This is a genomic window from Mesorhizobium sp. M6A.T.Cr.TU.016.01.1.1 (assembly GCF_003952585.1).
GTDB classification, from domain to species: domain Bacteria; phylum Pseudomonadota; class Alphaproteobacteria; order Rhizobiales; family Rhizobiaceae; genus Mesorhizobium; species Mesorhizobium mediterraneum.
On sequence record NZ_CP034452.1, the window covers coordinates 3,533,181 to 3,557,137 of the forward strand.

The following is a 23,957-nucleotide window of genomic DNA, read 5'->3' on the forward strand; positions in this document are numbered from 1 at the left end:
GTTGGTAACGTAAGGGAAGGGGCCTCGGTTGAGCGCGGCTGGTGAGATAAAAGGGATGACTCCTCCAGATATTCGATCGCGAAAAGGCCAGACGCCACTTGTATGCTTGACGGCCTACACCACGCCGGTCGCGAGGCTGCTCGATCGCCACTGCGACATCGTTCTTGTCGGCGACAGCGTCGGCATGGTGCTGCACGGCCTGTCGTCGACGCTGGGGGTCACGCTCGACATGATGATCATGCACGGACAGGCCGTTCGCCGCGGCCTTGAACACGCGCTGATGGTCGTCGACCTGCCCTTCGGTTCCTACGAGGAAAGCCCAGAGCACGCTTTCGGCAACGCTGCGCGCGTGATGGGTGAGACCGGTTGTTCAGCGGTGAAGCTCGAGGGCGGCGAGACCATCGCGGAAACCATCCGCTTCCTTACCGCGCGCGGCGTACCTGTCATGGCCCATGTGGGGCTGACGCCGCAGGCGGTAAACACGTTCGGAGGCTATCGTGTGCAGGGCCGGGGAGCCGATGCAGAGCGGATCAGGCGCGACTCCAGGGCGGTAACCGAGGCGGGCGCCTTCTCCTTGGTGCTCGAAAAGATACCGGAGCAGCTTGCACGGCAGATAACCGCCGATATCGACATACCCACCATCGGCATCGGTGCCTCGCCAGCTTGCGACGGCCAGATTCTGGTGAGCGACGATATGCTCGGGCTCTTCACCTCATTTCGGCCGAAGTTCGTCAAACGCTATGCCGAGCTCGGTGAGCAGGCTGAGGCGGCAATCGCCGCTTACGCCACCGATGTGCGGAACCGGCACTTTCCGGCGGTCGAACATCTCTATGTCAACGCCTTGAAGGCCGGAGACTTCACATGAGCGTGCCGATCGCTCGAACCGTGAGCGAGCTGCGCGCCGTCGTTGCGCAATGGCGTCGCTCGGGTGCCACGATCGGTATTGTGCCGACCATGGGAGCCTTGCACGACGGGCATCTGAGCCTTGTGCGGAAGGCGCTTGAAAGGGCCGAGCGGGTGATCGTGACGCTGTTCGTAAACCCCAAGCAGTTCAACAGCCCCGCCGACCTGATTGCCTATCCTCGGACGGAAAGCGAAGATGCTGCCAAGCTCGCGCCGCTGGGCACGCATCTGCTCTATGTGCCGGACGCAGAGGAAATGTACCCGGTGGGCTTCGCCACGGCCGTTTCAGTGTCCGGCATCAGCGAATGCCTTTGCGGCGCATTCCGGCCCGGCCATTTCAGTGGCGTGGCGACGGTCGTGGCCAAGCTCTTCCTGCAGGCCGGCGCTGACTTCGCCTTTTTTGGCGAAAAGGATTTTCAGCAACTCCAGCTTGTCAGGCGCTTGGTCCGGGACCTCGACATTCCGATCACTATTGTGCCCTGTCCGACAGTCCGCGAAGCCGATGGTCTTGCGCTATCGTCGCGTAACGTGCGGCTCTCCCCAGCCCAACGCGCCATTGCCCCAAAACTAGCATCGGTCCTGCTCGATACGGCCGAGCGGCTTGCACGCGGCTCTCCCATCCTGCCTACGCTTGATGAAGCGCGTGCAACAATTCTGGCTGGCGGCTATCGCGAGCTCGAATACCTGGAGCTTCGCGGAGAAACAGACCTGCAATCGTTAGCAAGCCTTGACCGACCGGCACGCTTGCTTGCTGCGGCTTGGCTTGGCGACACGCGGCTCATCGATAACGTCGCAATATCACCCATCGGTAGTTGGTCAGGTGCGCGGAGCTCTCTCCAATCGGAAGCAGCACAGCAATTGCGGTGATGACGGCGGCGCGTCGTACGCCCTGCAGGGACAGGCCATCATTTAGAACCACGTCTCCGCCCGGCTTCCAGCAACCTCCGCGAGGTACGCAAAGCGCAGATGCATCGCGTATTTGAAACCTTGGTCGAGCAACTCTCTGCAAGCGTCGATGCCGTCGATCTCCATGAGGCAATGGCGTCCGCCGCAGCCGGGTTCGACTTTCCGTTCTTCGCTTATTTCACCTACCCATCCGCTTCCGGCGACACGCCGCGATTGATCTCGAATTATCCATCATCATGGACATCACATTACCTGCAACTGCGCTACCACAGCGTGGATCCCGTGATCCTGCGGGGACTGCGAGGCTGGGATACCTTCGACTGGGGTGTGGACCGCGATCACCGTTATTTGCCGACCTCGCAGCAGGAAGTCCTGGAAAAAGCAGCTGAGTTCGGCATTCGCGGCGGACTGACCATGTCGATGCATGATCATCGCGGCCGGTTCGCCGCACTGACCTTCGCCTCCAACGAGGCGCATCCGCCACTTTTGAGGTCGCTGACGCGCTACGAAAAAGCAATGCAGTTGGTTGCGATCAACGTTCATATCCATGCCCGGCGCAGGCTCGCCGAAGATTGCGTGGTAGATGGCATAACGCTCACCCCGCGGGAGTTCGAGTGCCTGAAATGGGCGGCGTGCGGCAAGTCGGCCTGGGATATCAGCCAGATTCTCGGTGTCTCGAAACGCACCGTGACCTTCCATCAGGAAAACGCCAAGGCGAAGCTTGGCGTGCGAACCATCAACCAGGCCATAGTGCGGATGGCTGCTCGGGCGAGATCCTGATCCTCTCCAAGGCTAGCTGTAAAGGTCTACAGGCTGCATTCATGACGGCTTTGCCCTTCGATTGCGTGGACACATCCCGCACGGAGACGACAATGATGCAGCTGATAACACCCGACTGCTACGCCGAGTTCGCGAGCGAACTCAGGGAAATGCACGGGCTTAGGTATCGGGTTTTCAAGAAGCGGCTCGATTGGGAAGTGCAGACCGAAGGCGAAATGGAAACGGACCCGTTTGACAGCCTGAACCCCGTCTACCTACTTCTCAAGGGGTCCGATTGGCGAACTTGCGGCTGCGTCCGCCTTTTGCCGACCACCGGACCGACTATGTTGCGCGATACGTTTCCGGCGCTGCTGGATGAGATGGTGGTCCCTGCGAGTGCCGATATCTGGGAGAGTAGTCGTTTCGCGCTCGATCTCCCTGCGACAGCGCCGAAGGCTGCTGGCGGCCTGGCACAAGCAACCTACGAGCTCTTCGCGGGCATCATCGAATTCGGCTTGGCCAACAATCTCTCCGGGATCGTAACGGTGACAGATACGCGCATCGAAAGGATCCTTCGTCTCGCGACCTGGCCGTTGTCACGTATCGGACAGCCCCAGCAGGTCGGCAACACCGAGGCAGTCGCCGGCTTCCTCGAGATTTCCTACGCCAGTCTCTTGCGCATCCGCTGGAGGGGACGCCTGAACGGGCCGGTGTTGTGGCAACCAGTTCTCATCCAATCGGCATAGCGCCTGCGGATGCTCAGCCGTGACCTGGGTTAAGTCTGCTCACGGCCGCCACCGCCCGCCGTCAAGCTGAGCGGACCCGGCCCCACGAGCATTCGACTGTTCCGGTCGATCGACTCGCGCGGCCGGACTTCGGATTTCCGTAGGCGCAACCCGCAGTCCAGCGTGAGCACGCCAAAATGGCGCCCGTCCGCTTGGAAAGAAGCCAATGTGGCTTCTGAGATCGCCTTGGAATATTGGACCGGCCGCCGTGAGCGATCCCAACCTCAAACCTTTGCCGGTATGCCGGTTTGGCCGGACCGTCGGCCAGTCGGAGCAGTTCCCCGATAAGGACCCGAGCTGACGCGCGATCCAACAGCGCCCAAGCCTATGCTATGTGCATTACCGTTCGGTTGGCCATATCGTCCAAGACCGCATGAAGAAGGCTTCCAACCTCCTGCGCAGCGAACTCTGGCGCAATTCCTACATCGGACAATTGAATGAGCATTTTCTTGGCAGCACAGCGCCAGAACGCACTCGCCGCCTCGCCGTTCTTGGTCTCGAGGGCCTGGGCGATACTTTCGACCAATGTGCGTCGCCGATGCAGCGGAAATACGCAAATGTTTGAGTCATGCATCAATCACCTCACAGTTTCAGTTCCACAAAGAAAACACCGGCGTCTTCAAAAGCGCCGCGCTAGCGCGGTGACGGTTCGAGGCGACATGACGAGTTCCACTTCCCCTCGACAAGCCATTGGGCGATGAGCCGCCGGACCGCACATCCGGACCGCACACAAGGTGAACCACCATTGCTGATCCGGCTGCGTTTCCTGTGCCGTTCCGCGACGAGGCGTTCCAGCCCGAATTGACGTCCAATGACTTGATTTCTGAAAGGGCAGGGCGGTACGAATCACCCGATTGTTCCGCCGCTTACATTCCTGCGAGCTTGTGTATGAACGATTAAAGCGTGCCCGAGCCGTTCTTGGTGGCCGCAGAAGGGAATCATGTCATCCGCGCCTATCGTAAGGCCGCGCGACTTCTAGCATGGCTGCACTGCCCCGATAGGGCTTTGCAATCGCGCGTTTCGAAGCCTATGCTTTGGCATCGGCCGTCAGTTACTTCGGATGCAGCCGACAGTAAGAGGTACGCGCTCTTGCCCGCATGGGAGAGAGCCTTGCCCGAATCCCTTTTTCGCAACCGGGTGCTGAAATCCCTTTCGCCGGAGGACTTCGCGCTGTTGCGACCTTCGCTGCATCGCGTCGAACTGGACATCAAGGCTCAGTTGGAGATCGCGCATCAGCCGATCAGGAATGGATATTTTCCCGAGAGGGGCGTCGCCTCGGTGGTCGCCACCATGACCGGCGGACGGCAATGTGAAGTCGGCATTATCGGATATGACGGGATGACAGGAATTGCCGTCATTCTCGGACAGGACAGCTCTTCCAACGAGACCTATATCCAGGCCGCAGGCAATGGCTGGCGCCTGCCGGTTGAAATCCTTCGTCCTGCGGTTGCGGAAAGCCCGTCGCTGCGCACGTCAGTGCTGGACTATGCCCGCGCGTTCCTTGTCCAGTCGTCCCGGACGGCACTGGTCAATGGCCACTCCAAAATCGAGGAACGGCTGGCCCGCTGGTTGCTGATGATCCATGACCGCTCTGACGGAGACAAGATCTACCTGACGCATGAATTTCTGGCGACCATGCTCGGCGCCCGCCGTCCCGGGGTCACCACGGCCCTGCAAATGCTTGAATATCGAGGACTTGTCCGTGCCAAGCGCGGCGAGGTCACGATTATCGACCGCGTCGGATTGATGGAACTCACGCATGGCGCTTACGGCGAGGAGGAGCAACGTTATTTCGGCCTGGCCACCGCTGCCTGATTGTCCGGTATCGGACATAGGCTTGAAGGCTGCCGAACTCCCGTCCTAGATCGTGTCAGTCAGAGTTTCAGGGAGGCGGGTGAAAAGCCGCCGAAGCCTATGTTCTGTCCAGAGGCAAGGCCCGGTTCCTCTCCACCGCCCAGGCGATCCGCGCCATTCGAACGCTTATGCCGGCGTGCAAAGCGACCGATCGCGAGTTGAGGAATTGGTGGCGGCGACGTCCATCGTTCACGGTGTGCCCGTCGCCTTCGACGCAAGGACAGCCGATGGAGTAGAACCACGGCTGCATTCCTAGGAGGGAATGCCGCGCCGTCCAGACTGTCAGATCGGGCATTCGTCAGATGGTTGTCCGCTAACTTAACTGGCAGAGTCTACAGGACGTGTCCAGCATTGCGAACTCACCGATCGCTTGGCGGCCAAAGCTGCCGGCAAGCGATCGCCTCATCCAGCCGTCTGCACCATCTCATCACAGACATCATCGGCGATGCTACCTGCCCAGCATATGTCCAGCATTTCGCAGGGCGGCCAGAAGGAGCCTCGCATAGCCTGTGACATCGATCTGGGCCTGCATGGACAGGGGCATGCTGGTCCAGTTCTCCAACGGTGCAATGAAAGGTGAGAAGGTGCCATTGACAAGGCAACAGCAGCTAACAAGGCCCTCTCGGTCCAATGCCACCACACCGATCTTGTCGCCTGGATATCCAATGGCTGCGACTCGCTGGACCTCCAGGTCACCGTCAACCCGCACGTCGAAAAGAAGGCTACCACGGCTCCTCGTGGCTATCTCAGCCGCCTTCTCATCAAAGCTTGAAGAGAGCAAGCGGACGCTTTCCACCGCCATCTGGAAAATCACCAAATCCAGTTCATTCACGGCCATATGGGCAATTGCGCGCAATGGGTGGTGATTGCAATGACACACACTGCTTGTTCACAGATGTCGGTCACGAACGATCATTCGTCGGGTTCCGGTTCCGACCAACGGTGTGGCCACCTGATCGTGCTGCGGTTCGAACATTCCTAACGCGAGCCGAGCGCTGTTGATGAGGATGGAGTCTAGGTCTCGGGCCCTGCCTCGCGGCTTGCTCATCCTTGGCAGACCCCTTGCAACGCCGCCGCGAACGCCAGATGACGCTGATCCATCGCTTAATCGTGAACTGAGCTTCTGAACACCCTTGGTGGGACAGCAGGGTGGAAGGGCTTGACCAACGCTGCCGCCGTTTTCGAAGAGGGCCCGTCCTCGATTGAATCTTTGGAGCCCCGTGCGGCGCGCAGGAAAATGTTGACCATCTGGACGCAGGTCCCAGACCCCAAGGCAAACAGGGAACCTTCCAGCCAGCCAAGCTGCGCCGAAGCAAAGAGCGACCTTTGGAATTCCCAAGAACGGACCCTTCCATAGTTGACTGGCAACCGCAGCGCGAGTGCGGGAGAGCGAACAAGCACTGCGTGAGAGGTCCTGCGCGTTTTCCCCTCTTTGCTATTTGGCACATCGCTTGCGCCGAAGTGGGCGCAGCGTTCGACCGGAGCACTGCATGGGAGAAGGAGGAGCCCCACCCCGATCCGGTCAAGGAGAGAAACGGTGTTGGTTCCACAAGTCCCCATAGCGAACGCAGCGGCCCGCAAGCGCCATTTTGCCCGGGCCTACGTGCAGGTGCTTGCCGCCATAATCCTGGGTGCTGCAATCGGCTATTTCCATTTGGAGACCGGCCAGAGCCTGAAGCCGCTCGGCGATGCCTTCGTCGATGTCGTCAAGATAATCACCGTACCTGTCATCTTCCTGACAATAGCGACCGGCATTGCCGGCATGAGCGATCTGCAGAAGGTCGGCCGAGTTGCCGCCAAGGCGATGGTTTATTTCCTCACCTTCTCGACACTTGCACTCGTTGTCGGACTGATTGTCGCGAATATCGTTCAGCCTGGCGCCGGCCTCAACATCGATCCGGCCTCGCTCGATGTCCAAGCCGTTAAGGGCTATGTGGCCACGGCTCACGAGCAGTCCGTGACCAGCTTCCTGATGAACATCATCCCATCAACCATTGCCAGTGCCTTCGCGGAAGGCGACATCCTGCAAGTCTTGTTCTTCTCGGTCCTGTTCGGCGCGGTCTGCCGCTACAACGGCCGCTCGATCTTCTCTCTCGTCCGATACATCAAGGACGAGCTGCTGCTCGCAACGTCCTCCTCGGAGGCCGCGCTGCCCTCGCTCATGGAGAAGATGGAAAAGGCCGGCGCCACGCATTCGGTCGTGGGTCTCATTCCATTCAATCTGGACGGCACGAATATGATGCTCGCCGCCCTCTTCATCGCCCAGACGACGAAAACTGATCTGCCGATCGGCTGCCGGATCCTCATGCTGTTCGTCGCATTGTTCCCTTCGAACGGAACAACCCGCATTACCGGTGCAGGCCTCGTCACAATGGCTGCAACGCTCTTTCTTGTTCCGGCCGCACCGGTCACCTCCGTGGGTCTTATTCTTGGCGTCGATCAGCTTATGTCCGAATGCCACGCGCTGACGATATTTCTCCGCAGCGTAGCGGCAACGCTGGCTGTCGCCCGGTCTGGGGCGAGCGGGATAAACGACGATTCGGGGAGCGCCTCACTAGCGGACCGTTCAGCGCTCTGGCGGTGGACGGTCAAGTCGCCCGGCGTGGTGAACGCAGTTCCCCGCGCGAACGACGCTCAGCTATTGGGGTGGGCCCGATGGCGCAAAGCCGTATTTGAGAAACCGCCAGATCGCACCCGCACCTGTGCGCCTGTAGCAACTGCGGGGCACGATCAAAAGCGACCCATTTTACACCGAAAAGGCGGGCCGTTGCTGCCACGCCGTCCATGGATTGGAGCCTCGTGTCTAAGACAACGGCCACCACTCTCGCGGTTCTCCTTTTTCTCCTCGCCGTGCTGCTTTCCGTGCTGGCGAGCCATAATAGCGCGCACCCGCCGCGGGAAAGGCCGCCCCCGCCCATGCAGTCGTGCCAATGGACAGTCAAAAGTGGAGCGGCGCACTCGTCAACGACCCCGCTTCGCCAAATCGCCGGCAACCCGGAAGGTCCGGGGACCCTTCAGCGCTCTGCCGGGCGGACGGTCAGTCGCCCGGCGTGGTGAATGGCGGTCGCGGTTGCCCGGCCCGCGCGAACGACGCTCAGCTGGTGGGGTGGGCCCGATGGCGCAAGGCCATCTTTCCAGAAACCGCCAGAGCGCACCGGCATCTATAACTGTGCGCCCTCGCGACTGCGCCCTGTGGCAAGTGCGGGGCTCGATCAAAAGCATTTTACACCAAAAGGCGGGCCGTTGCTGCCACGCCGTCCATGGATTGGAGACTCATGTCTAAGCCGACTGCCATCACTGTCGCAGCTCTTCTTTTACTCCTCGCCGTGCTGGCGAGCCAATATAGCGCGAACCTGCACCGGCAGGCGTGGTCGATCGACAGGCAAAAGTGGAGCGGCGCATTCGACAACGACCCCCTTCGCCAATCGCCGGCAACCCGCAAGGCGATGCCGTTCTGGTCATATTCAATGACTACCACAACTGTCCGCATTGCAGACTGGCAGATCTCAACTACCAAAAAGCCTTCAAGAATGATCCCAATCTGAAGCTTGTGATCAGACGGTTCCCGGTCCTGGGACCGGATTCCCAATCGCACTCGCCTCGAGAAAACAGGGAAAGTTCGACGAATTCCACCGCGCCCTTATGACTTCCCCCAGTTGGATCATTGAAAGGATCACTCTCAAGATCGCAGCGCGTGTGGGCCTTGACGTGGAGCAGCTCAAGCGGGAATGCAAGATCCGGCCATCGCAGATGAACTTGCGCGCGTCCGCGCACTCGCGAAAGGTCTGCACATCGACCGTACGCCCGCGTTGGTGGTCGGCGATATAGTGATCGCCCACCTGGTCGACATGGCCAGCTTGCAACGCTTGCTCGCCGATGCGCGCTCAAAGCGTGCAGGCTCTCGTGCGGGGCAGCATCTGTAGATCGGCCACGCTGTTGTTGCCGGAGCGTGCCGTTTGTGGCAGCTGGCTTTGCTGTTGCTCCTCGGCATCTTGTTGCGGTCATCCAGCTGCCGTGGGCGCCAACAACAATCCTGAGCGCCCGCGCCTGAAGGCGCTGGCCGGGTGCTCGTGAACCGAGCCCGCTTATCTTCGCCAGGCTCAGGCGGTCTTGGCCCTGCGGCTTCGCCCCCTGGCGCGGGGCAGCCTTCGGCTGCTGACGGTCGCCGGCCTGTCGGCCGGCGTCGTTTTTATCGTGGCCTTCCCCGGTGGCGCAGGGCGGGCAGCACTCCCTTCTAGGCCCGCCGCGGCGTCCCGCAACCCTTCGCTTTCGCTTCGGGTCCTCCACTCCGTTCCGGTCCTGCGGATGCAGTCCGCCTCCGACGTCGGGCCTTTCCGGTCGCTTTCGCCGCCCACCCCGCTTCCGGGGAGGGCGCGATTGAAGAGCGGAGGACATCACGATGCGTGCAAACAACAAACGTTGCGGCAGCCGACAGGCTGGCGCAGAGAGTGGCGGGCGCACCGGCGCCAGCCTTTATCAGGAAATCACCGACCGCATCATTGCCGAACTGGAGCGCGGCACCGTGCCATGGGTCAAGCCGTGGGGCAGGGCAAGGACAGGCCTCGGCCTGCCGCGGAATGCGGCCACCCAGCGCCGATATTCCGGCATCAATATCCTGATCCTGTGGGGCGGGGTCATCGATCGCGGTTTCCCCAGCCAGAACTGGCTCACCTTCCGGCAGGCGCTTTCCCTAGGTGGCAATGTCAGGAAGGGTGAGCACGGCACCACCATCGTTCACGCTGACCGCTTTGTTCCCAAGAACGAAAAGCAACGCGCCGACACCGATGGCGACGAACCGCAGGCGGTGCCCTTCCTGAAGCGCTTTAGCGTCTTCAATGTCGCGCAGTGCGATAATCTGCCCGAATATCTTTACGCCGCCGGCGAGCCTCTGCCTGAGCGCGAGATGGTCCCGCAGGCCGAGGCGCTCATTCATGCAACCGGCGCTGATTTTCGCATCGGCGGCGAGCGCGCTTTCTACATGCCCGGCAGCGACACCATACAGGTGCCGCCGCAGCCGGCTTTCTTCCACCAGATTGACTATTACCGGACCTGCTTTCACGAGCTTGGCCACTGGACCGGCCACCCGACGCGACTCGCGCGCGACCTGTCCGGCTCCTTCGGGTCCAAGACCTATGCGCGCGAGGAACTGGTCGCCGAAATCGCATCAGCCTTCATCTGCAGCAGTCTCGGCATCGAGCCGACCGTGCGCCATGCCGACTACATCGGCTCATGGCTGACGGTTTTGCGCGAGGACAACCGCGCCATCTTCCGCGCCGCAAGCCATGCCTCGAAAGCCGCCGATTTCCTGCTTGGCCTCAATGCCGATGTCGAAGGCGAGGCACATGCCGAAACCGCCCATGGGAGCGCGCAATCCTCACACGCGACCGCCTTGCGCCTCTGATGACGCAAAAGTCGCCCGCAATCAACTCGACAGTTCTTTTGAGGTTGCGCTAACGCCGATGGCCGGCGTTGGCGCCGATCGTTTATCGGACCGAGGTTCGCAAAAAAAGGGCGGCATTGCTGCCGCCCTCTCGTTGCGAAAGCTGCCAGAGCTGGATTAGAAATCCATACCGCCCATGCCGCCCATGCCGCCCATGCCGCCGCCACCCATGCCGCCAGGCATGCCGCCGCCGCCAGCCGACTCCTTCTTCGGAGCCTCCGCGATCATGGCTTCGGTGGTGACCAGCAGGCCGGCCACCGAGGCCGCGTCCTGGAGAGCGGTGCGGACAACCTTGACCGGATCGACGATGCCCATGGCGATCATGTCGCCATATTCGCCGGTCTGGGCGTTGTAGCCGAAGGTCGCGCCCTTGTTCTCGAGGATCTTGCCGGCAACGATCGATGCTTCCGCACCGGCGTTGGCCGCGATCTGGCGGGCCGGAGCCTGCAGCGCACGACGAACGATGTTGATGCCGGCGGCCTGGTCGGCATTGACGCCGGTGGCCTTGATGTTGGCCGAAGCGCGCAGCAGCGCGACGCCACCACCAGCAACGATGCCTTCTTCGACGGCCGCGCGGGTCGCGTTGAGGGCGTCATCGACGCGGTCCTTCTTTTCCTTGACTTCGACTTCCGTCGCACCGCCGACGCGGATCACCGCAACGCCGCCGGCGAGCTTGGCCAGACGTTCCTGCAGCTTCTCCTTGTCGTAGTCCGAAGTGGTCTCTTCGATCTGCTGCTTGATCTGGGCAACGCGGCCCTGGATCTCGGCCTTCTTGCCGGCGCCGTCGACGATGGTGGTGTTCTCCTTGGAGATCGACACCTTCTTGGCGCGGCCGAGCATGTTGAGGCCGACATTCTCGAGCTTGATGCCGAGGTCTTCCGAGATGACCTGGCCACCGGTGAGGATGGCGATGTCTTCCAGCATGGCCTTGCGGCGATCACCGAAGCCCGGCGCCTTGACGGCGGCGATCTTCAGGCCGCCACGCAGCTTGTTGACGACCAGCGTGGCCAGAGCCTCGCCTTCGACGTCTTCCGAGATGATGAGCAGCGGCTTCGAGGTCTGCACGACGGCTTCGAGAACCGGCAGCATGGCCTGGAGGTTGGACAGCTTCTTCTCGTGCAGGAGGATGTAGACGTCCTCGAGCTCGGCAACCATCTTGTCGGCGTTGGTGACGAAGTAGGGCGAGAGGTAGCCGCGGTCGAACTGCATGCCTTCGACGACTTCGAGTTCGGTCTCGGCGGTCTTGGCTTCCTCAACCGTGATGACGCCTTCGTTGCCGACCTTCTGCATTGCTTCGGCGATCATCTTGCCGACCGAAGCATCGCCGTTGCCGGCGATGGTGCCGACCTGGGCAACCTCTTCGGAGGTCTTGATCTTCTTGGCGTTCTTGATCAGCGTCGCAACGACGTCGGTTACCGCGAGGTCGATGCCGCGCTTCAGGTCCATCGGGTTCATGCCGGCGGCAACGGCCTTGTGGCCTTCCTGGACGATCGACTGTGCCAGAACGGTCGCGGTCGTGGTGCCGTCGCCGGCGATGTCGTTGGTCTTCGAAGCAACTTCGCGGACCATCTGCGCGCCCATGTTCTCGAACTTGTCCTCAAGCTCGATTTCCTTGGCGACGGTGACGCCGTCCTTGGTGATGCGCGGTGCGCCGAACGACTTGTCGATGACGACGTTGCGGCCCTTGGGGCCGAGCGTGACCTTCACCGCGTCGGCGAGGATGTTGACGCCGCGCAGCATGCGCTCGCGGGCATCACGGGAGAATTTTACGTCTTTGGCAGCCATTTTTAGCTCCTGGCAGGGGCTTCAATCGAGCCCGGGAATTCAGTTGACGAAAGGGCCTGATATGAGCCGATGATGCCCATGATGTCGGATTCCTTCATGATCAGAAGGTCTTCGCCATTGAGCTTGACTTCCGTGCCCGACCACTTGCCGAACAGGATGCGGTCGCCAGCCTTGACGTCCAGTGGGACGAGCTTGCCAGCTTCGTCGCGGGCGCCGGAGCCGACGGCGATGATCTCGCCTTCCTGCGGCTTTTCCTTTGCCGTATCCGGGATGATGATCCCGCCAGCGGTCTTGGATTCGGATTCGACCCGGCGAACGACCACGCGGTCATGCAGCGGGCGGAACTTCGACTTTGCCATTTTCGGATTTTTCCCTGGTGCGGATGTTGAGGGGTTTTTGTTAGCACTCGCGATGGACGAGTGCTAACGCGATAGTGAGGTAGGCTGTAAGCGGGCACTCGTCAAGACGGACGAGGGCAGGCGAGGAGCTCTGGCCCCCTCCCCGGTGGAACCCAACGCATACGCGCATCCGCGTTGATGGCTGCGAGCCCCACATTTCCATTGAATTCGGCGTCATGACGCCAACTTGCGCGCGCCGCTTCCAAGTCGTCAGTCGTGCTGCCGTCAGCACGAACATAGGGCTGCGCTTCACTTCCCGTCGAAGCCGCGGCAAGCAGCGTCGCCGTCAGCACGCTCCTTTGCAGATGCTTGCCAAAGGTGGACAGTGAGCGCACCTGCGCCGGGCTGTTGGTGCGAACGTAAGACGTCATTGACAACTCCTTTTTGCAAGTCGAGCCCTTCTCCACCTTCGGCCGCCGTCGACGCGAAGAAGTCCGCATCGCGTTGATGACGAGCTGCGAAAAAGAGAAAGATGTGTTTGATGGCTGCGGCCCCAACGGTGCCTTCAGATTTGAGATCACTTCCGCCGCGAGCGGCTGAAGCTCCTCGCAACGTCACAATCGAATCTGCTGCCAAGCCTCCAGGAAAGGAGAGCATTGCTCATCTCGCGCTTGTGCATGCAGTCAACCTTCGATCCGTGTTGCCACATCTCAAGTGCAAATGCCGTGCCAAAGCTCACTGGGTAGTGAACGCATGGCTCTCCCTGAAAACCTCACAAATCCAGCATGGTCAATTGTGCGGAACCCGACATGCGTCTTCTGCCACTGTCAGCTTTCGGACAGGCATGACGCGTTTCGCGCCGACCACCGGTCGATCGGTTTTGGGGCCGGTCTGTTCGCCTCATAAGAGCGCGTCACGTTGCGTAGCGGTTTCCCGAGCGCCGCCACATGACACTGGACCTGCAGGTAGCACCGGCTTCTCATCCAGCCTTGCTTTGGCCCCTTCGCGTATCAAATTCCCGCTGGCGAGCCCTGCTTTCATAGATCGCACCATGCCGGATGTCTGCTCTGGCGCCCGACCCGCTGGCACGATCTCGATCCGGCATAAGGGCGCAGCATCTTTGCAGGCCGTTTCATCCCGGCGTCCTGCTTGGCTGAAAGACCGCACTTGGCGAGCGGTCTCCATGCTCTCTCCAAGGACCATCCCTGCGGCTGGCTTGTCGACCTATGGGCGGGTCCGGCCGCCCGAAACCCTCGCCATCAGCTTTTTTCCCCGCCGCCTGCGGCGGCTTCCTCGCGCCGCTTCGCTCACAAAAAAGCTGCCCGCTCGGATCCTTCGCTGTCGCTGCGGCCCTGTCGGATTCAGGCGGTCCTGACGCGCCCATTACGGTGCGCCATCGCAGGGGATGGTCCCCGGCGAAACCACAAAAGGAGACTTCGAAATGACCGCGATCGGTTACGTCAACAAGCAGGAAAACGGCGCCTACAAGGGCCAGCTCAAGACGCTCAGCGTCCGCGCCGACATCGATATCGTCCCCAACCAGGCCAAGAGCGCCGACAACCATCCCGACTTCCGGGTGCTTACGCAAGGGGTCGAAGTTGGCGCCGGCTGGATCCGCACCGGCGAGACTTCCGGCAAGTATTATGTGAGCCTGTCGATTGCAGCGCCGGAGTTCGGACCGCGCAAGCTCTACGCCAATCTCGGCCGCGCCGCCGGCCAGGACGATCACGACACCTACGCCATCATCTGGAACCCGGCCGACTGACCGGCCGAGATAGAGCCTCGCGCCGCAGCCCCGGCGCGGGGCTCATTCCCAGGAGTTCCACCCAAACCCCGTCCGCCCTAAAGGGCGGCGAAAACTCTCCCCCGACTCTTCGCCCGTCCCCGAGACGATCTCCCTCGCCCATCCTCGCCCTCGCTTGTCCGAAGCGAAACGAGGATCATCATGGACGACGAAAACGAACGCGCGGCCCGCGCGAAAAAGGGCAGCCCGTTTCTCAGCACAGCCCAAGCCGCCTTCTATATCGGGCTCTCCCAGCGCACGCTCGAAAAGATGCGGCTCAAGGGCGGCGGCCCGAAATTCCGCAAGCACGGCCGCTATGTCCGCTATCACATCGACGAACTCGACCATTGGTCGAAAGGACACCCGCAGCACTCCACCGCCGGCGATGGCAAGGCCGGTTCCGGCCAGGGCGGCACGGGAGGCCGTTCATGAGGCGGCGCCCTTCCATCCATCTGATCGGCAGCCGCCTGAGGCGTGTTCGAGCCCGTAAGACGGTCGCCTTGGCCGCGGCCGGTCTCGGTCTTTTGGGCTTCACGGCGCTGGGAAAGCCCACCCCTTGGCTGGTCTGGAACGCCTCGGCCAGCGCGCCGATCGGCCTTTACCGCATCGCTGCGGGAGCGCTGGCGCGTGGCGATCTCGTGCTCGTGCGCCCGCCTGAATACGCGGCGTATCTCGCCGCCGAGCGCAGCTATCTGCCTCGCAATGTGCCGCTGGCAAAACGTCTTGCAGCGCTGCCGGACGATAATGTCTGCGCCTTCAATGACGCCATCATCATCGGCGGCGACATCGTCGCGCGCCGGCTCAAAATCGACGCCGAAGGCCGACCTTTGCCATGGTGGAACGGCTGCCGAGCGCTCGGGGATAACGAGGTTTTCCTGCTCGGCAGCGACAAAAACCGCTCCTTCGACAGCCGCTATTTCGGGCCTGTTCCCACTCAAAATGTCATCGGGAGGCTCGTACCACTATGGACCGAGTGATCCTCCTCTTGTTGGGCATGATCGCCATTGCGCCATGCGCCTGTTCCGCCTCGACCGGCGCTGAGCCGGTCGCCATCTCCCAAAGTCCGCAGCTGCGAAAGTGGCAGACGTTGGTATCGGAAGCAAGCCGGCGCTTCCATATTCCCCAAGCCTGGATCTATGCCGTCATGGCTGCCGAAAGCGGCGGCAAGACGATGCGCGACTGCCGCCCCATCACCTCCCCCGCTGGCGCCATGGGCCTCATGCAGGTGATGCCCGGCACCTATGAAGAGATGCGGGTCGAACACGGCCTTGGGCCTAACCCCCACGATCCGCGCGACAATATCCTGGCCGGCACGGCCTATCTCAGTGCCATGTATGACCGCTTCGGATTTCCTGGCCTGTTTGGCGCCTACAATGCCGGTCCCGAGCGCTACGACGAGCATTTGAAGCGTGGCAAACCGCTGCCAGAAGAGACCGTCGAGTACCTCGACCAACTCAAGGCGGCCGGAGTTTCGGCGGCCGACATCGAGGCGTTCGAAAGCCAATCTGTCGCTCCAAAGGCGCAAATCGCTCCTCTCGGACGGTCGCTGTTCTTCATTCATGACGGTGTTCACTCAGGCGTGCGAAACGGCGATCTCTTCGTGCCGCTCGGCAAGGACGGCGCGCAGCCGAAGGAGCCGGTGCGTTAGCCATGGGCGGACGGGGGCGCGTCTGGCGGGGCTGGGCGCGTAAGGCAAGATAAAGGTACCGCCTCCAGGAGGCGGTTAAATCTTTGTCTGCACATCGTTTTTCCGGGAGGCTGCCGCCGGTGCCAAGAGGGTTGGACGTGTAAGTATCTGATTTTGCTTGATATGTCTGGGAGGCTCGCATTAAGGATGACGAGTTCAGGCCGAAGCTCGGCAAAATCGGGTCGCGCGGCTCGAAGGCCGGCAAACGCTATGCCGGCCAGGTTCGTGCGGCGATCAACCGGGCTGGCGGCCGGCCGCAACGCGGTGGTCGCTTCACCGGAAGCCGGACAGGGCGCGGCGGGGCGGCCGCCGCACTGCTGAAATCGCGCGACCGGTATGCCGCCTTCCGCCAGCGCCGGGTGATCGTCAAGGCGCGGGTCGTCAAGCTCGCCGGCAAGGGCGCGGACGGGGCGCGTGCCCATCTACGCTATCTTCAGCGCGACGGCGTCACCCGCGAAGGTGAACCTGGCGAGCTCTACGGCGCCGACAGCGGCCGCGTCGACGGCAAGGCGTTCATCGATCGCGCGGACGGCGACCGCCATCAGTTCCGCTTCATCGTCGCTGCCGAAGACGGCATCGAGTACGACGACCTCAAGGCGCTGACGCGGCGGCTCATGGCGCAGATGCAGGAAGACCTCGGCACGAAGCTCGACTGGGTCGCGGTCGATCATTTCAACACCGGCCACCCGCACAGCCACATCATCGTCCGTGGCAGGGACGACCGTGGCGAGAACCTGGTCATCGCGCGCGAATATATCTCATCTGGCATCCGCGAGCGGGCGGCCGAGCTGGTCAGCCTCGATCTCGGTCCGCGAACCGACCGCGAGATTGAGCTTCGCCTGCGCCGGGAAATGGAGCAGGAACGCTTCACCAGCATCGACCGTCGGCTGCTCAGCATGCGTGATGATGACGGCCTGGTCTCGCCGGGCGGTCCCGACGCCATTCGCCAGACGCTGCACCAGGGACGGCTGCGCAAGCTCGAGCGGATGGGTCTGGCCGCGGAGGTCGGCGCTGGCTCCTGGCGCCTCGACGATGAGCTCGAAGCCACGCTGCGCCGCACCGGCGAACGCGGCGACATCATCAAGACCATGCACCGCGAACTGACCGGCAAGGGGCTTGCCCGCAGTGCCGCCGACTGGGTGATCCACGATCGAGCCGGCGAGCCCGTCCAGTCTCTCGTCGGTCGCGTTGTCGCGCGTGGACTGGCCGACGAGATCAATGACCGCCATTACATGATCGTCGACGCCGTCGACGGTAAGAGCCATTGGATCGACATCGGTAGAGGCGAGGCGATGGAAACGATGCCTAATGGCTGCATCGTGCGTGTCGCGCCAAGGAACACCGAGCCGAGGCAGGTCGATCGTACCATCGCCGAAATCGCCGCAGCGCATGGCGGCCGTTACGACGTCGATATGCACCTGAAGCATGACCCATCCGCCACCGAGAGCTTTGCGCGAACGCATGTGCGGCGGCTGGAGGCGATCCGCCGCGCGACCGGCGGCGTCGAGCGAGAGCCGAACGGCACCTGGCTCATCGCGCCGGACCATCTCGATCGCGTCGCGAATTATGAGGGCCAGCGGGCCAGGGCCGAGCCTGTCGTTGCCGACAAGCTCTCCTCAATGGCGCTGGAGCGACAGGTCAGCTTCAACGGCGCCACCTGGCTCGACCGGGAGCTGGTTGCCGATAGACCCGAGCCTTTGCACGGATCCGGCTTCGGCCGCGACGTGAGAGAGGCGCAAGCTCGCCGGCGGCAGTGGCTGATCGCGCGAGGCCTCGCGCATGAAGAACAGGATCGGATCGTCTATCGAGCCAACATGCTTTCGATCCTGCGCCAGCGAGAACTGAACCGTGTTGCTGGCCAACTGTCGGAGGAACTTGGCCTGCCCTATGCCGAAGCGCGATCCGGAGGACGAGTAGAGGGTACGCTCCGCCGCTCCGTCGAGCTTGCCAGCGGAAAATATGCCGTCGTTGAAAAGTCGCGCGAGTTCACGCTGGTGCCATGGCGGCCGGTGCTTGAGCGCCATGTGGGCAAGGAGGTCTCCGGTGTCGTGAGTGGGGAGGGGATTTCATGGACCGTCGGCCGGCAAAGGAGCGGACCTGGTGTTTCGTGAGATGGTGTACAGCTTTTTTAGCCAGCGGCGCGGGCAGCCATGCGAGCCCGCGTAGACCTTATGGCCGCACGCCCGCAATCGGTCGCATGGACCTGCCAGGCGGGGCGGCTTTGGAGCGTTCGGACCCGACACGCTGCGTGAGTGGCCAGACTTCGAGCGCTCGAAGATGCGGACTGTTGTCTGCTGGCCGGCGTTATTCCGGCTGGCCTATGACCGCGGCGCAACAGTTCACCGCTGAAGTTGCCACGGGCGAACATCGGCAAGAGAAAAAACACCATTGCGCGATACAAATCGCCGTTGAAAGCGTTTAGGTTGCATGCGCTTCGCCAAGTAAACGGATACCCCAGAAGAGAGCCATGACCACGGCCCGCCATATCGTGACGCTGCTTAAAAGCCACATTGCCGGCGACGAGGATCGTTTCCTCTCTATCGCGATGCAGCTTGCTGCGCATGAGGCACGTCAAGGCCATGGCAAGCTTGCTCAGGAGCTCAAGGATCTGGTCGACGCAGCCAAGAGCAGGGACGCCCGGATTGCCAAGAGCAGTCGGCCGGTTCCCCTTTTTCAGCCAAAGGGCGAGCTCGCAGGGCTCCTGCATGTGCGCTATCCGGACCTGCGACTGACCGACATGATTTTGCCGGACAGTCTGCGCTCGCGCCTGCACCGCGTGCTGGGAGAGCAGCGCCAACAAGCAAGCTTGCGCGAGCACGGGCTTGTTCCCCGTCGCAAACTGCTTCTGGTCGGCCCGCCAGGATCAGGCAAGACGATGACCGCATCGGCATTGGCCGGGGAGCTTCATCTGCCCCTTTTCACGATCGTCCTCGATGGTTTGATCACCAAGTTCATGGGAGAGACTGCCGGAAAGCTGCGGCTTGTTTTTGATGCAATGCAGGCGACGCGGGGCGTCTACTTCTTTGACGAATTCGATGCCATCGGCGCGCGTCGAGGCGAACGCCAGGATGTTGGCGAGATTCGGCGCGTGCTGAATTCGTTTCTGCAGTTTCTCGAGCAAGACGACAGCCACAGCCTGATTATTGCGGCAACAAATCATCCCGAGCTGCTCGACAGAGCTTTGTTCCGCCGTTTCGACGATGTCATCGAATACGCCGTGCCCGATCGGCCGATTATCGAGGCGCTGCTTCGGGCTCGACTCGACCGCTTCGACACCAGAGGGCTTGCCTGGAACGAGGCGATCTCTCAGGCAGAGAGACTGTCGCAGGCCGAGATCACCCGCGCGGCCGACGACGCTGCAAAAACCATCATATTGCGGGGGGGGAAGCGGATCACCTCGGAAGCGCTCATCGACGCTCTGAAGGAACGCCGGCAGGCTTCGCTGTCTGAGTAGCGACAGCACAGATCATAATGGCAGACGATTTTCCGCGCGACCGCGCCCATATCCACCTTCGCAACAACGGCATTCGGGAAGCCTATCGGCGGCCCAACCAACTTATACATGCACCGCCGCTGCCGGCGCGTGATCGGGCGTCGCATGCTGCGGCCTTGACGCAATCCATCGAACAAGCGGTCGAAAGTGCACGCCAGCAGATTGCGGCGCGTGACCCCCAGCTGTCGGTCGGCACGCCTGGCTTTTATCTCGAGATCGATCTGCCCATGTCCGGACGGGCGGCCCTCGACCAGTTGGCCGATCGTCGCCAGCACATGGAGCTGGTCGCCGTCCATGAGCCAACTCAACCCGGTGCTCCCATCACAGCGTCGGTGTTCCTGCCGCAAAGCGCGCAAGCCTATTATTTGCGGAAAGTCGAGGCGTATCGAGACGTTGACACTGACCGCGGCAGACCGCGCAACGAGCCGCTCGTCTCCCGCATGGAGACAGTCAGGCTGGCGACTGCACGATCGTTGTTTACCGACCACGACGACCTCTTCCCCCAGGCCGCTGACGAGCAGGTGTGGTGGGAAGTCTGGCTGCGCGACGGTCGCCGCGAGAACTTCGAGCACATTGCCGAAGCCCTGAACATCACTTTGCGCACGCATGCGGTCAGGTTTCCGGAGCGGGTGGTCATGCTGGCACTCGCCAGCACGGCAATGCTCGACCGCATGATTGCGCACAGCGATGTCGTCGCCGAGCTGCGGCGCGCGAAGGATACGCCGTCCTTCTTCATGGGCCTTGGCGGCGCGGAGCAAAGGGACTGGAGCGACGAGCTTCTCGGGCGCGTCAGACCGCCTCAAACCGATATTGCGGTCTGCATTCTCGACAGCGGCGTGCGTCGCACCCACCCGTTGATCGAACCCGCACTTGCCGTTGAAGACTGGCACACCGTCAAACCGGCATGGGGCAGCGACGACACACCTGCGTGGAGCGGCCACGGGACGCGAATGGCAGGTGTCGGCCTGTACGGTGATCTGGTCCCGCTCCTGGTCGGAGGCGATCCAGTTCCATTGCCCTTTCGGCTGGAGAGTGTTCGTATCCTTCCGCCAGAAGACGAGGCAAACGATCCAGAACTCTATGGCGCGATCACCGCGGAAGCGATCGCCCGCGCCGAGGTGCAGGCGCCGGAGCGCCGCCGCGCGATCGCAATGGCTGTGACAAGCGCCAGTCCGGCGCGTGGAAGGCCCACATCGTGGTCTGCCGCTATCGACCAACTCTGTTTCGAAGAGGAACAGCGACGCTTGATCGTTCTCTCTGCCGGCAACATCGGCGATGACCTCATGCCCGCCGAGCATTTGACGCGCAACGATCTGGAAGCAGTCGATGATCCTTCTCAGGCCTGGAATGCGCTGACGGTCGGCGCTTTCACAGAAAAGGTCGATATCATTGACACCGACTTTGCGGGCTACGCTCCGATCGCGCCGGTCGGCGAGCTCTCGCCGCGCAGTCGCACTTCGGTCGTTTGGGACAGGCAGTGGCCGGTGAAGCCCGAGGTCGTCTTCGAAGGCGGCAATCTCGCCCATGACGGTGTGTTGCCTGGCGAGCCGATCGACGATCTGCAGATATTGACCACTTTCTATCGACCCGAACTGCGCCACTTCACCACCCTCGGAGATACGAGCGCGGCAACGGCCCATGCCGCACGGATGGCGGGACTAATTCTATCAGCGCGCCCCGAGCTGTGGCCTGAAGCGGTTCGCGCCCTGATCGTCCACTCGGCCGAATGGACTCCGGCGATGCGCGCACGCATCGATGCGTGCAACGGAGCGAAGGGCGAGATCCAGGCGCTCGTGCGGCGCTATGGTTATGGCGTGCCAGATCTTGGGCGCGCGCTTCTGTCAACGGTGAACGACCTCACGCTTATCGTTGAAGATGAGCTTCAGCCTTTCCAGCGCGAGGGCGGCGCGGCTGCCAAAACGCGTGACATGAAGCTGCATCGCCTGCCTTGGCCGAAGGAGCAGCTCGCGGCGCTCGGCGCTGCCCAGGTCGAGCTCCGCGTCACGCTGTCCTATTTCATCGAACCCAACCCCGGTGAACGCGGATGGACCCGCCGGCATCGTTACGCGTCCCATGGTCTTCGGTTCAGAGTAAAGTCAGCGACCGAGACAGTCGACGAGTTCCGAGCCCGCATCAATCAGGCCGCTCGGGACGAGGAGGAAGGGGCGCCTGCTGGAGGCGGAGAAGAGTGGCTGCTCGGCACCTTCCGCGATCGCGGCTCGTTGCACGCCGATTTCTGGTCGGGCAGCGCCGCCGATCTCGCCGAGCGTGACGCGATCGGCGTGTTCCCGGTCGGGGGCTGGTGGAAGGAGAAGCCTTACCTGGAACGCGTCGACGCTCTGGCTCGGTACGCCCTGATTGTGACGATTCGGGCGCCTGGGGTCGATGTTGACATCTTCACACCCGTCGAAGCAGCCCTGACTGTCGAGACGTCGGTCGAGACCTGATGCAGCACTGTCCAAACCGGCCAACAACGGAGGTTTGACCAGCCTCTGGTGCCATGGCGGCTGGTGCTGGATCATCACGTCGGCAAGGAGGTGTCAGGGATCATGCGCGGAGGACGATAGGCGGGCAAAGGAGCGGGCCAAGCGTGTCATAATGGCGCCCATGGTCACGCCCACAAGCCGCGCCCCCTGCGTCCACGGAGAGGTGCGCGTCTGCTTAGGCGGCCGAGACATCGCTTACCTGATCAACGGGCTCGCCGTATTTGCGCCTGTAAGCGGCAATGAAATCGTCGTCGCTACAGATGCAGCGGCCGCTGGAGTCCTTGGCCTTCGGATCGTGCAAGTGAGAGCCAAGGGGGCGCAGAAGATTCACCCGAGTGCTCGTCGTCGGGCTCATGGGAAACCCCGCACTATGTTTGACCAAATCCGCGGCAAGCATAATCCCGGCAAGCACCGACTGAAAGGCCATCGGAACGACAGTTCGAACGCGGCGACTTCCTTCGCTAAGCTGGAACACCAGACCGCCGCAGATAGCCTGCTGATAAAAGGAGCGCAGGGGCTGGCCGACAAACGGGGCTAGCGGTTCAAACGGCACAGCCATCGCTGTAGCCACGCGAACTACAAAGTCGTTGGGAACTCCGGCATTGGTCTGCAGGAGCGTTTTCACCTGCTCGTGTGCTTCCGGTATTCCGAGTTCCTCGGCAATCAGCTGGTGCTCGTCCTTGGATTTTCCGGATGGCAGGTACATGCAACAAAGGCAAGCCTGGCCGTCATCGAAACCATGCCGGGAGATACCGAGATCGTGCTCCTGCGTCCAAGCGTTTGCGATCCATCGCGGCAGTGCACCTTGGACAGCCAGACGGTCGGCGGCGGTGTCAAGCGCCACACCCACTTGGTCGAAGACCCAATTGCCCCGGCGCGCAACATATTCTGCCCACGTCAGAGGGTGCGCCTCGACCTCAAGGGCAGTCGATCTAAGGGCGGTGGCTGCAAGAACCGCCTTGGACATACCAATCTCCGCCTGGCCGGCCAATGCGTAGCGCTGCAGGTTTGAGAGTTCGATCGCTTCGTGATCGATTACATGCAGACGACCCTTGAGATCGGGTTGTCTCGCTAGCGCCCAAAGCGAGCCATGGCCTATCGCACCGAGCCCAACGAGGTGGGTTTCGCCAAGGTCGACTGGAAAGTCGATCGGGCCAGCCTCCCCGGCTTTGGTCTTGTCGTAGCTGCATAGCGAGAGGTCGATGGTTTCGTCCAACTCGGCGCCGGTCAACTGGGCGGCGAAGGTAGTTCGAAAGACGTTGGCGGCGCCGAAGCAACTGGCGGCGCCAGCTCCATAAGGCAGCAGACTTGGGCCAGAGCCCACCGGGTCCGTACGCGACAGCTTTGCCGCCCAACCGTCCGATCCCACGAAAAAGATCGGGCACCGGAGTGATGGGCGCGTTACCCCTGCAACGACGCAGACGGTGGCAGACTTGCCGGAACGCCGGATGCCGACTTTTGGATTGATCGACTTTGCCAAGCGCTCCAGCGCTTGGGCTTGAGAGCTCGCCGCGCTGTCCAGCGGGAGTATCGTCAGAACCGGGTAGAGCCTAGCGAGCAATCTCACCGCAAGATCTAATGTCGCCTGGCCTTCGGCGCAGGAAGCGGCCTGATGGTCGAAGGCGACTGCCACGACCTGCTTTTCAAGAGCTGCTTTGAAGTCTCCCAGATGAAAATCGGCCAGGACCTGAGATGCCGCCGTGGCGGCGCGATCGATGAAGTTAGCGAATGCCATTGT

The 23,957-nt window shown here is 62.0% G+C and carries 21 protein-coding genes and 2 pseudogenes; 17 read left to right on the top strand and 6 right to left on the bottom strand.

The window, feature by feature from the left end; translation table 11 throughout:
• Window positions 1-28: 28 nt before the first annotated feature.
• The 4 genes from panB (at window position 29) to EJ075_RS17000 (ending at window position 3,314) form a co-directional block, all read left to right on the top strand.
• Window positions 29-865: a 3-methyl-2-oxobutanoate hydroxymethyltransferase gene (panB, locus tag EJ075_RS16985; protein WP_095486075.1), complete on the top strand. Its 837-nt coding sequence runs from the start codon at window positions 29-31 to the stop codon at window positions 863-865.
• The gene (gene panC, locus EJ075_RS16990) at window positions 862-1,770 is read left to right on the top strand and encodes a pantoate--beta-alanine ligase (protein WP_126105046.1); all 909 of its coding nucleotides are present in this window, start codon (window positions 862-864) and stop codon (window positions 1,768-1,770) included. The genes panB and panC overlap by 4 nt, the downstream gene beginning before the upstream one ends.
• A gap of 99 nt (window positions 1,771-1,869) precedes the next feature.
• Entirely contained in the window at window positions 1,870-2,589 is a 720-nt protein-coding gene (locus EJ075_RS16995; protein ID WP_029354898.1) for a LuxR family transcriptional regulator, read from the top strand.
• Window positions 2,590-2,681: 92 nt separating this feature from the next.
• On the top strand, window positions 2,682-3,314 hold the full coding sequence (locus EJ075_RS17000; protein WP_095486082.1) for an acyl-homoserine-lactone synthase: 633 nt from the start codon (window positions 2,682-2,684) through the stop codon (window positions 3,312-3,314).
• Window positions 3,315-3,678: 364 nt separating this feature from the next.
• On the opposite strand, the gene EJ075_RS33715 is transcribed toward EJ075_RS17000, so the two are convergent.
• Entirely contained in the window at window positions 3,679-3,927 is a 249-nt protein-coding gene (locus tag EJ075_RS33715) for a DUF6074 family protein (RefSeq protein ID WP_126105047.1), read from the bottom strand.
• A gap of 329 nt (window positions 3,928-4,256) precedes the next feature.
• On the opposite strand from EJ075_RS33715, the gene EJ075_RS17010 reads away from it, so the two are divergent.
• On the top strand, window positions 4,257-5,168 hold the full coding sequence (locus EJ075_RS17010; protein ID WP_348627324.1) for a Crp/Fnr family transcriptional regulator: 912 nt from the start codon (window positions 4,257-4,259) through the stop codon (window positions 5,166-5,168).
• Window positions 5,169-5,655: 487 nt separating this feature from the next.
• On the opposite strand, the gene EJ075_RS17020 is transcribed toward EJ075_RS17010, so the two are convergent.
• A complete protein-coding gene (locus EJ075_RS17020; RefSeq protein WP_029354905.1) occupies window positions 5,656-6,045 on the bottom strand; it encodes a hypothetical protein in 390 nt (129 codons plus the stop codon).
• A gap of 702 nt (window positions 6,046-6,747) precedes the next feature.
• Here EJ075_RS17020 and EJ075_RS33720 point away from each other — a divergent pair.
• The 5 genes and pseudogenes from EJ075_RS33720 to EJ075_RS17035 all read left to right on the top strand — a co-directional run.
• Window positions 6,748-7,719 (top strand): annotated as a pseudogene (locus EJ075_RS33720) (cation:dicarboxylase symporter family transporter); the annotation flags it as partial.
• Window positions 7,720-8,482: 763 nt separating this feature from the next.
• Window positions 8,483-8,752 carry a hypothetical protein gene (locus tag EJ075_RS33725; protein WP_245457304.1) on the top strand — a complete coding sequence of 90 codons (270 nt, stop codon included), beginning with the start codon at window positions 8,483-8,485 and terminating at the stop codon, window positions 8,750-8,752.
• Window positions 8,668-8,853 (top strand): hypothetical protein, encoded by a 186-nt coding sequence (locus tag EJ075_RS33730; protein WP_245458208.1) that lies wholly within the window; start codon window positions 8,668-8,670, stop codon window positions 8,851-8,853. Before EJ075_RS33725 ends, EJ075_RS33730 begins: the two co-directional genes overlap by 85 nt.
• 82 nt (window positions 8,854-8,935) lie before the next feature.
• Window positions 8,936-9,130 (top strand): hypothetical protein, encoded by a 195-nt coding sequence (locus EJ075_RS33735; RefSeq protein WP_051695369.1) that lies wholly within the window; start codon window positions 8,936-8,938, stop codon window positions 9,128-9,130.
• Between the two features lie 476 nt (window positions 9,131-9,606).
• Window positions 9,607-10,608, top strand: coding sequence for a zincin-like metallopeptidase domain-containing protein (locus EJ075_RS17035; protein ID WP_126105049.1), 1,002 nt, complete (start codon window positions 9,607-9,609; stop codon window positions 10,606-10,608).
• Between the two features lie 156 nt (window positions 10,609-10,764).
• On the opposite strand, the gene groL is transcribed toward EJ075_RS17035, so the two are convergent.
• From groL to EJ075_RS17050, 3 genes and pseudogenes are all read right to left on the bottom strand, one after another.
• Entirely contained in the window at window positions 10,765-12,432 is a 1,668-nt protein-coding gene (groL, locus tag EJ075_RS17040; protein WP_091595807.1) for a chaperonin GroEL, read from the bottom strand.
• A 65-nt stretch (window positions 12,433-12,497) separates the two neighbouring features.
• Window positions 12,498-12,791, bottom strand: a pseudogene (gene groES, locus EJ075_RS17045) (co-chaperone GroES); the annotation flags it as partial.
• Window positions 12,792-13,079: 288 nt separating this feature from the next.
• Entirely contained in the window at window positions 13,080-13,427 is a 348-nt protein-coding gene (locus EJ075_RS17050) for a hypothetical protein (protein WP_126038541.1), read from the bottom strand.
• A gap of 784 nt (window positions 13,428-14,211) precedes the next feature.
• Here EJ075_RS17050 and EJ075_RS17055 point away from each other — a divergent pair.
• From EJ075_RS17055 to EJ075_RS17085, 7 genes are all read left to right on the top strand, one after another.
• On the top strand, window positions 14,212-14,535 hold the full coding sequence (locus tag EJ075_RS17055) for a DUF736 domain-containing protein (RefSeq protein ID WP_126105050.1): 324 nt from the start codon (window positions 14,212-14,214) through the stop codon (window positions 14,533-14,535).
• 180 nt (window positions 14,536-14,715) lie between these two features.
• Entirely contained in the window at window positions 14,716-14,985 is a 270-nt protein-coding gene (locus EJ075_RS17060; protein WP_029354917.1) for a helix-turn-helix domain-containing protein, read from the top strand.
• Complete coding sequence (locus tag EJ075_RS17065; RefSeq protein WP_029354919.1) at window positions 14,982-15,530, top strand: S26 family signal peptidase; 549 nt, start codon at window positions 14,982-14,984, stop codon at window positions 15,528-15,530. The genes EJ075_RS17060 and EJ075_RS17065 overlap by 4 nt, the downstream gene beginning before the upstream one ends.
• Entirely contained in the window at window positions 15,518-16,201 is a 684-nt protein-coding gene (locus tag EJ075_RS17070) for a lytic transglycosylase domain-containing protein (protein ID WP_126105051.1), read from the top strand. The genes EJ075_RS17065 and EJ075_RS17070 overlap by 13 nt, the downstream gene beginning before the upstream one ends.
• A 179-nt stretch (window positions 16,202-16,380) precedes the next feature.
• On the top strand, window positions 16,381-18,351 hold the full coding sequence (gene rlxS, locus EJ075_RS17075) for a relaxase/mobilization nuclease RlxS (RefSeq protein WP_126105052.1): 1,971 nt from the start codon (window positions 16,381-16,383) through the stop codon (window positions 18,349-18,351).
• 356 nt (window positions 18,352-18,707) lie between these two features.
• Window positions 18,708-19,694 carry an ATP-binding protein gene (locus tag EJ075_RS17080; RefSeq protein ID WP_095488552.1) on the top strand — a complete coding sequence of 329 codons (987 nt, stop codon included), beginning with the start codon at window positions 18,708-18,710 and terminating at the stop codon, window positions 19,692-19,694.
• A gap of 17 nt (window positions 19,695-19,711) precedes the next feature.
• The gene (locus EJ075_RS17085; protein ID WP_126105053.1) at window positions 19,712-22,180 is read left to right on the top strand and encodes a S8 family peptidase; all 2,469 of its coding nucleotides are present in this window, start codon (window positions 19,712-19,714) and stop codon (window positions 22,178-22,180) included.
• A 214-nt stretch (window positions 22,181-22,394) separates the two neighbouring features.
• Here EJ075_RS17085 and EJ075_RS17090 read toward each other — a convergent pair whose 3' ends face one another.
• A complete protein-coding gene (locus EJ075_RS17090) occupies window positions 22,395-23,954 on the bottom strand; it encodes an E2 ligase fold family C protein (protein ID WP_126105054.1) in 1,560 nt (519 codons plus the stop codon).
• Between the last annotated feature and the right edge of the window lie 3 nt (window positions 23,955-23,957).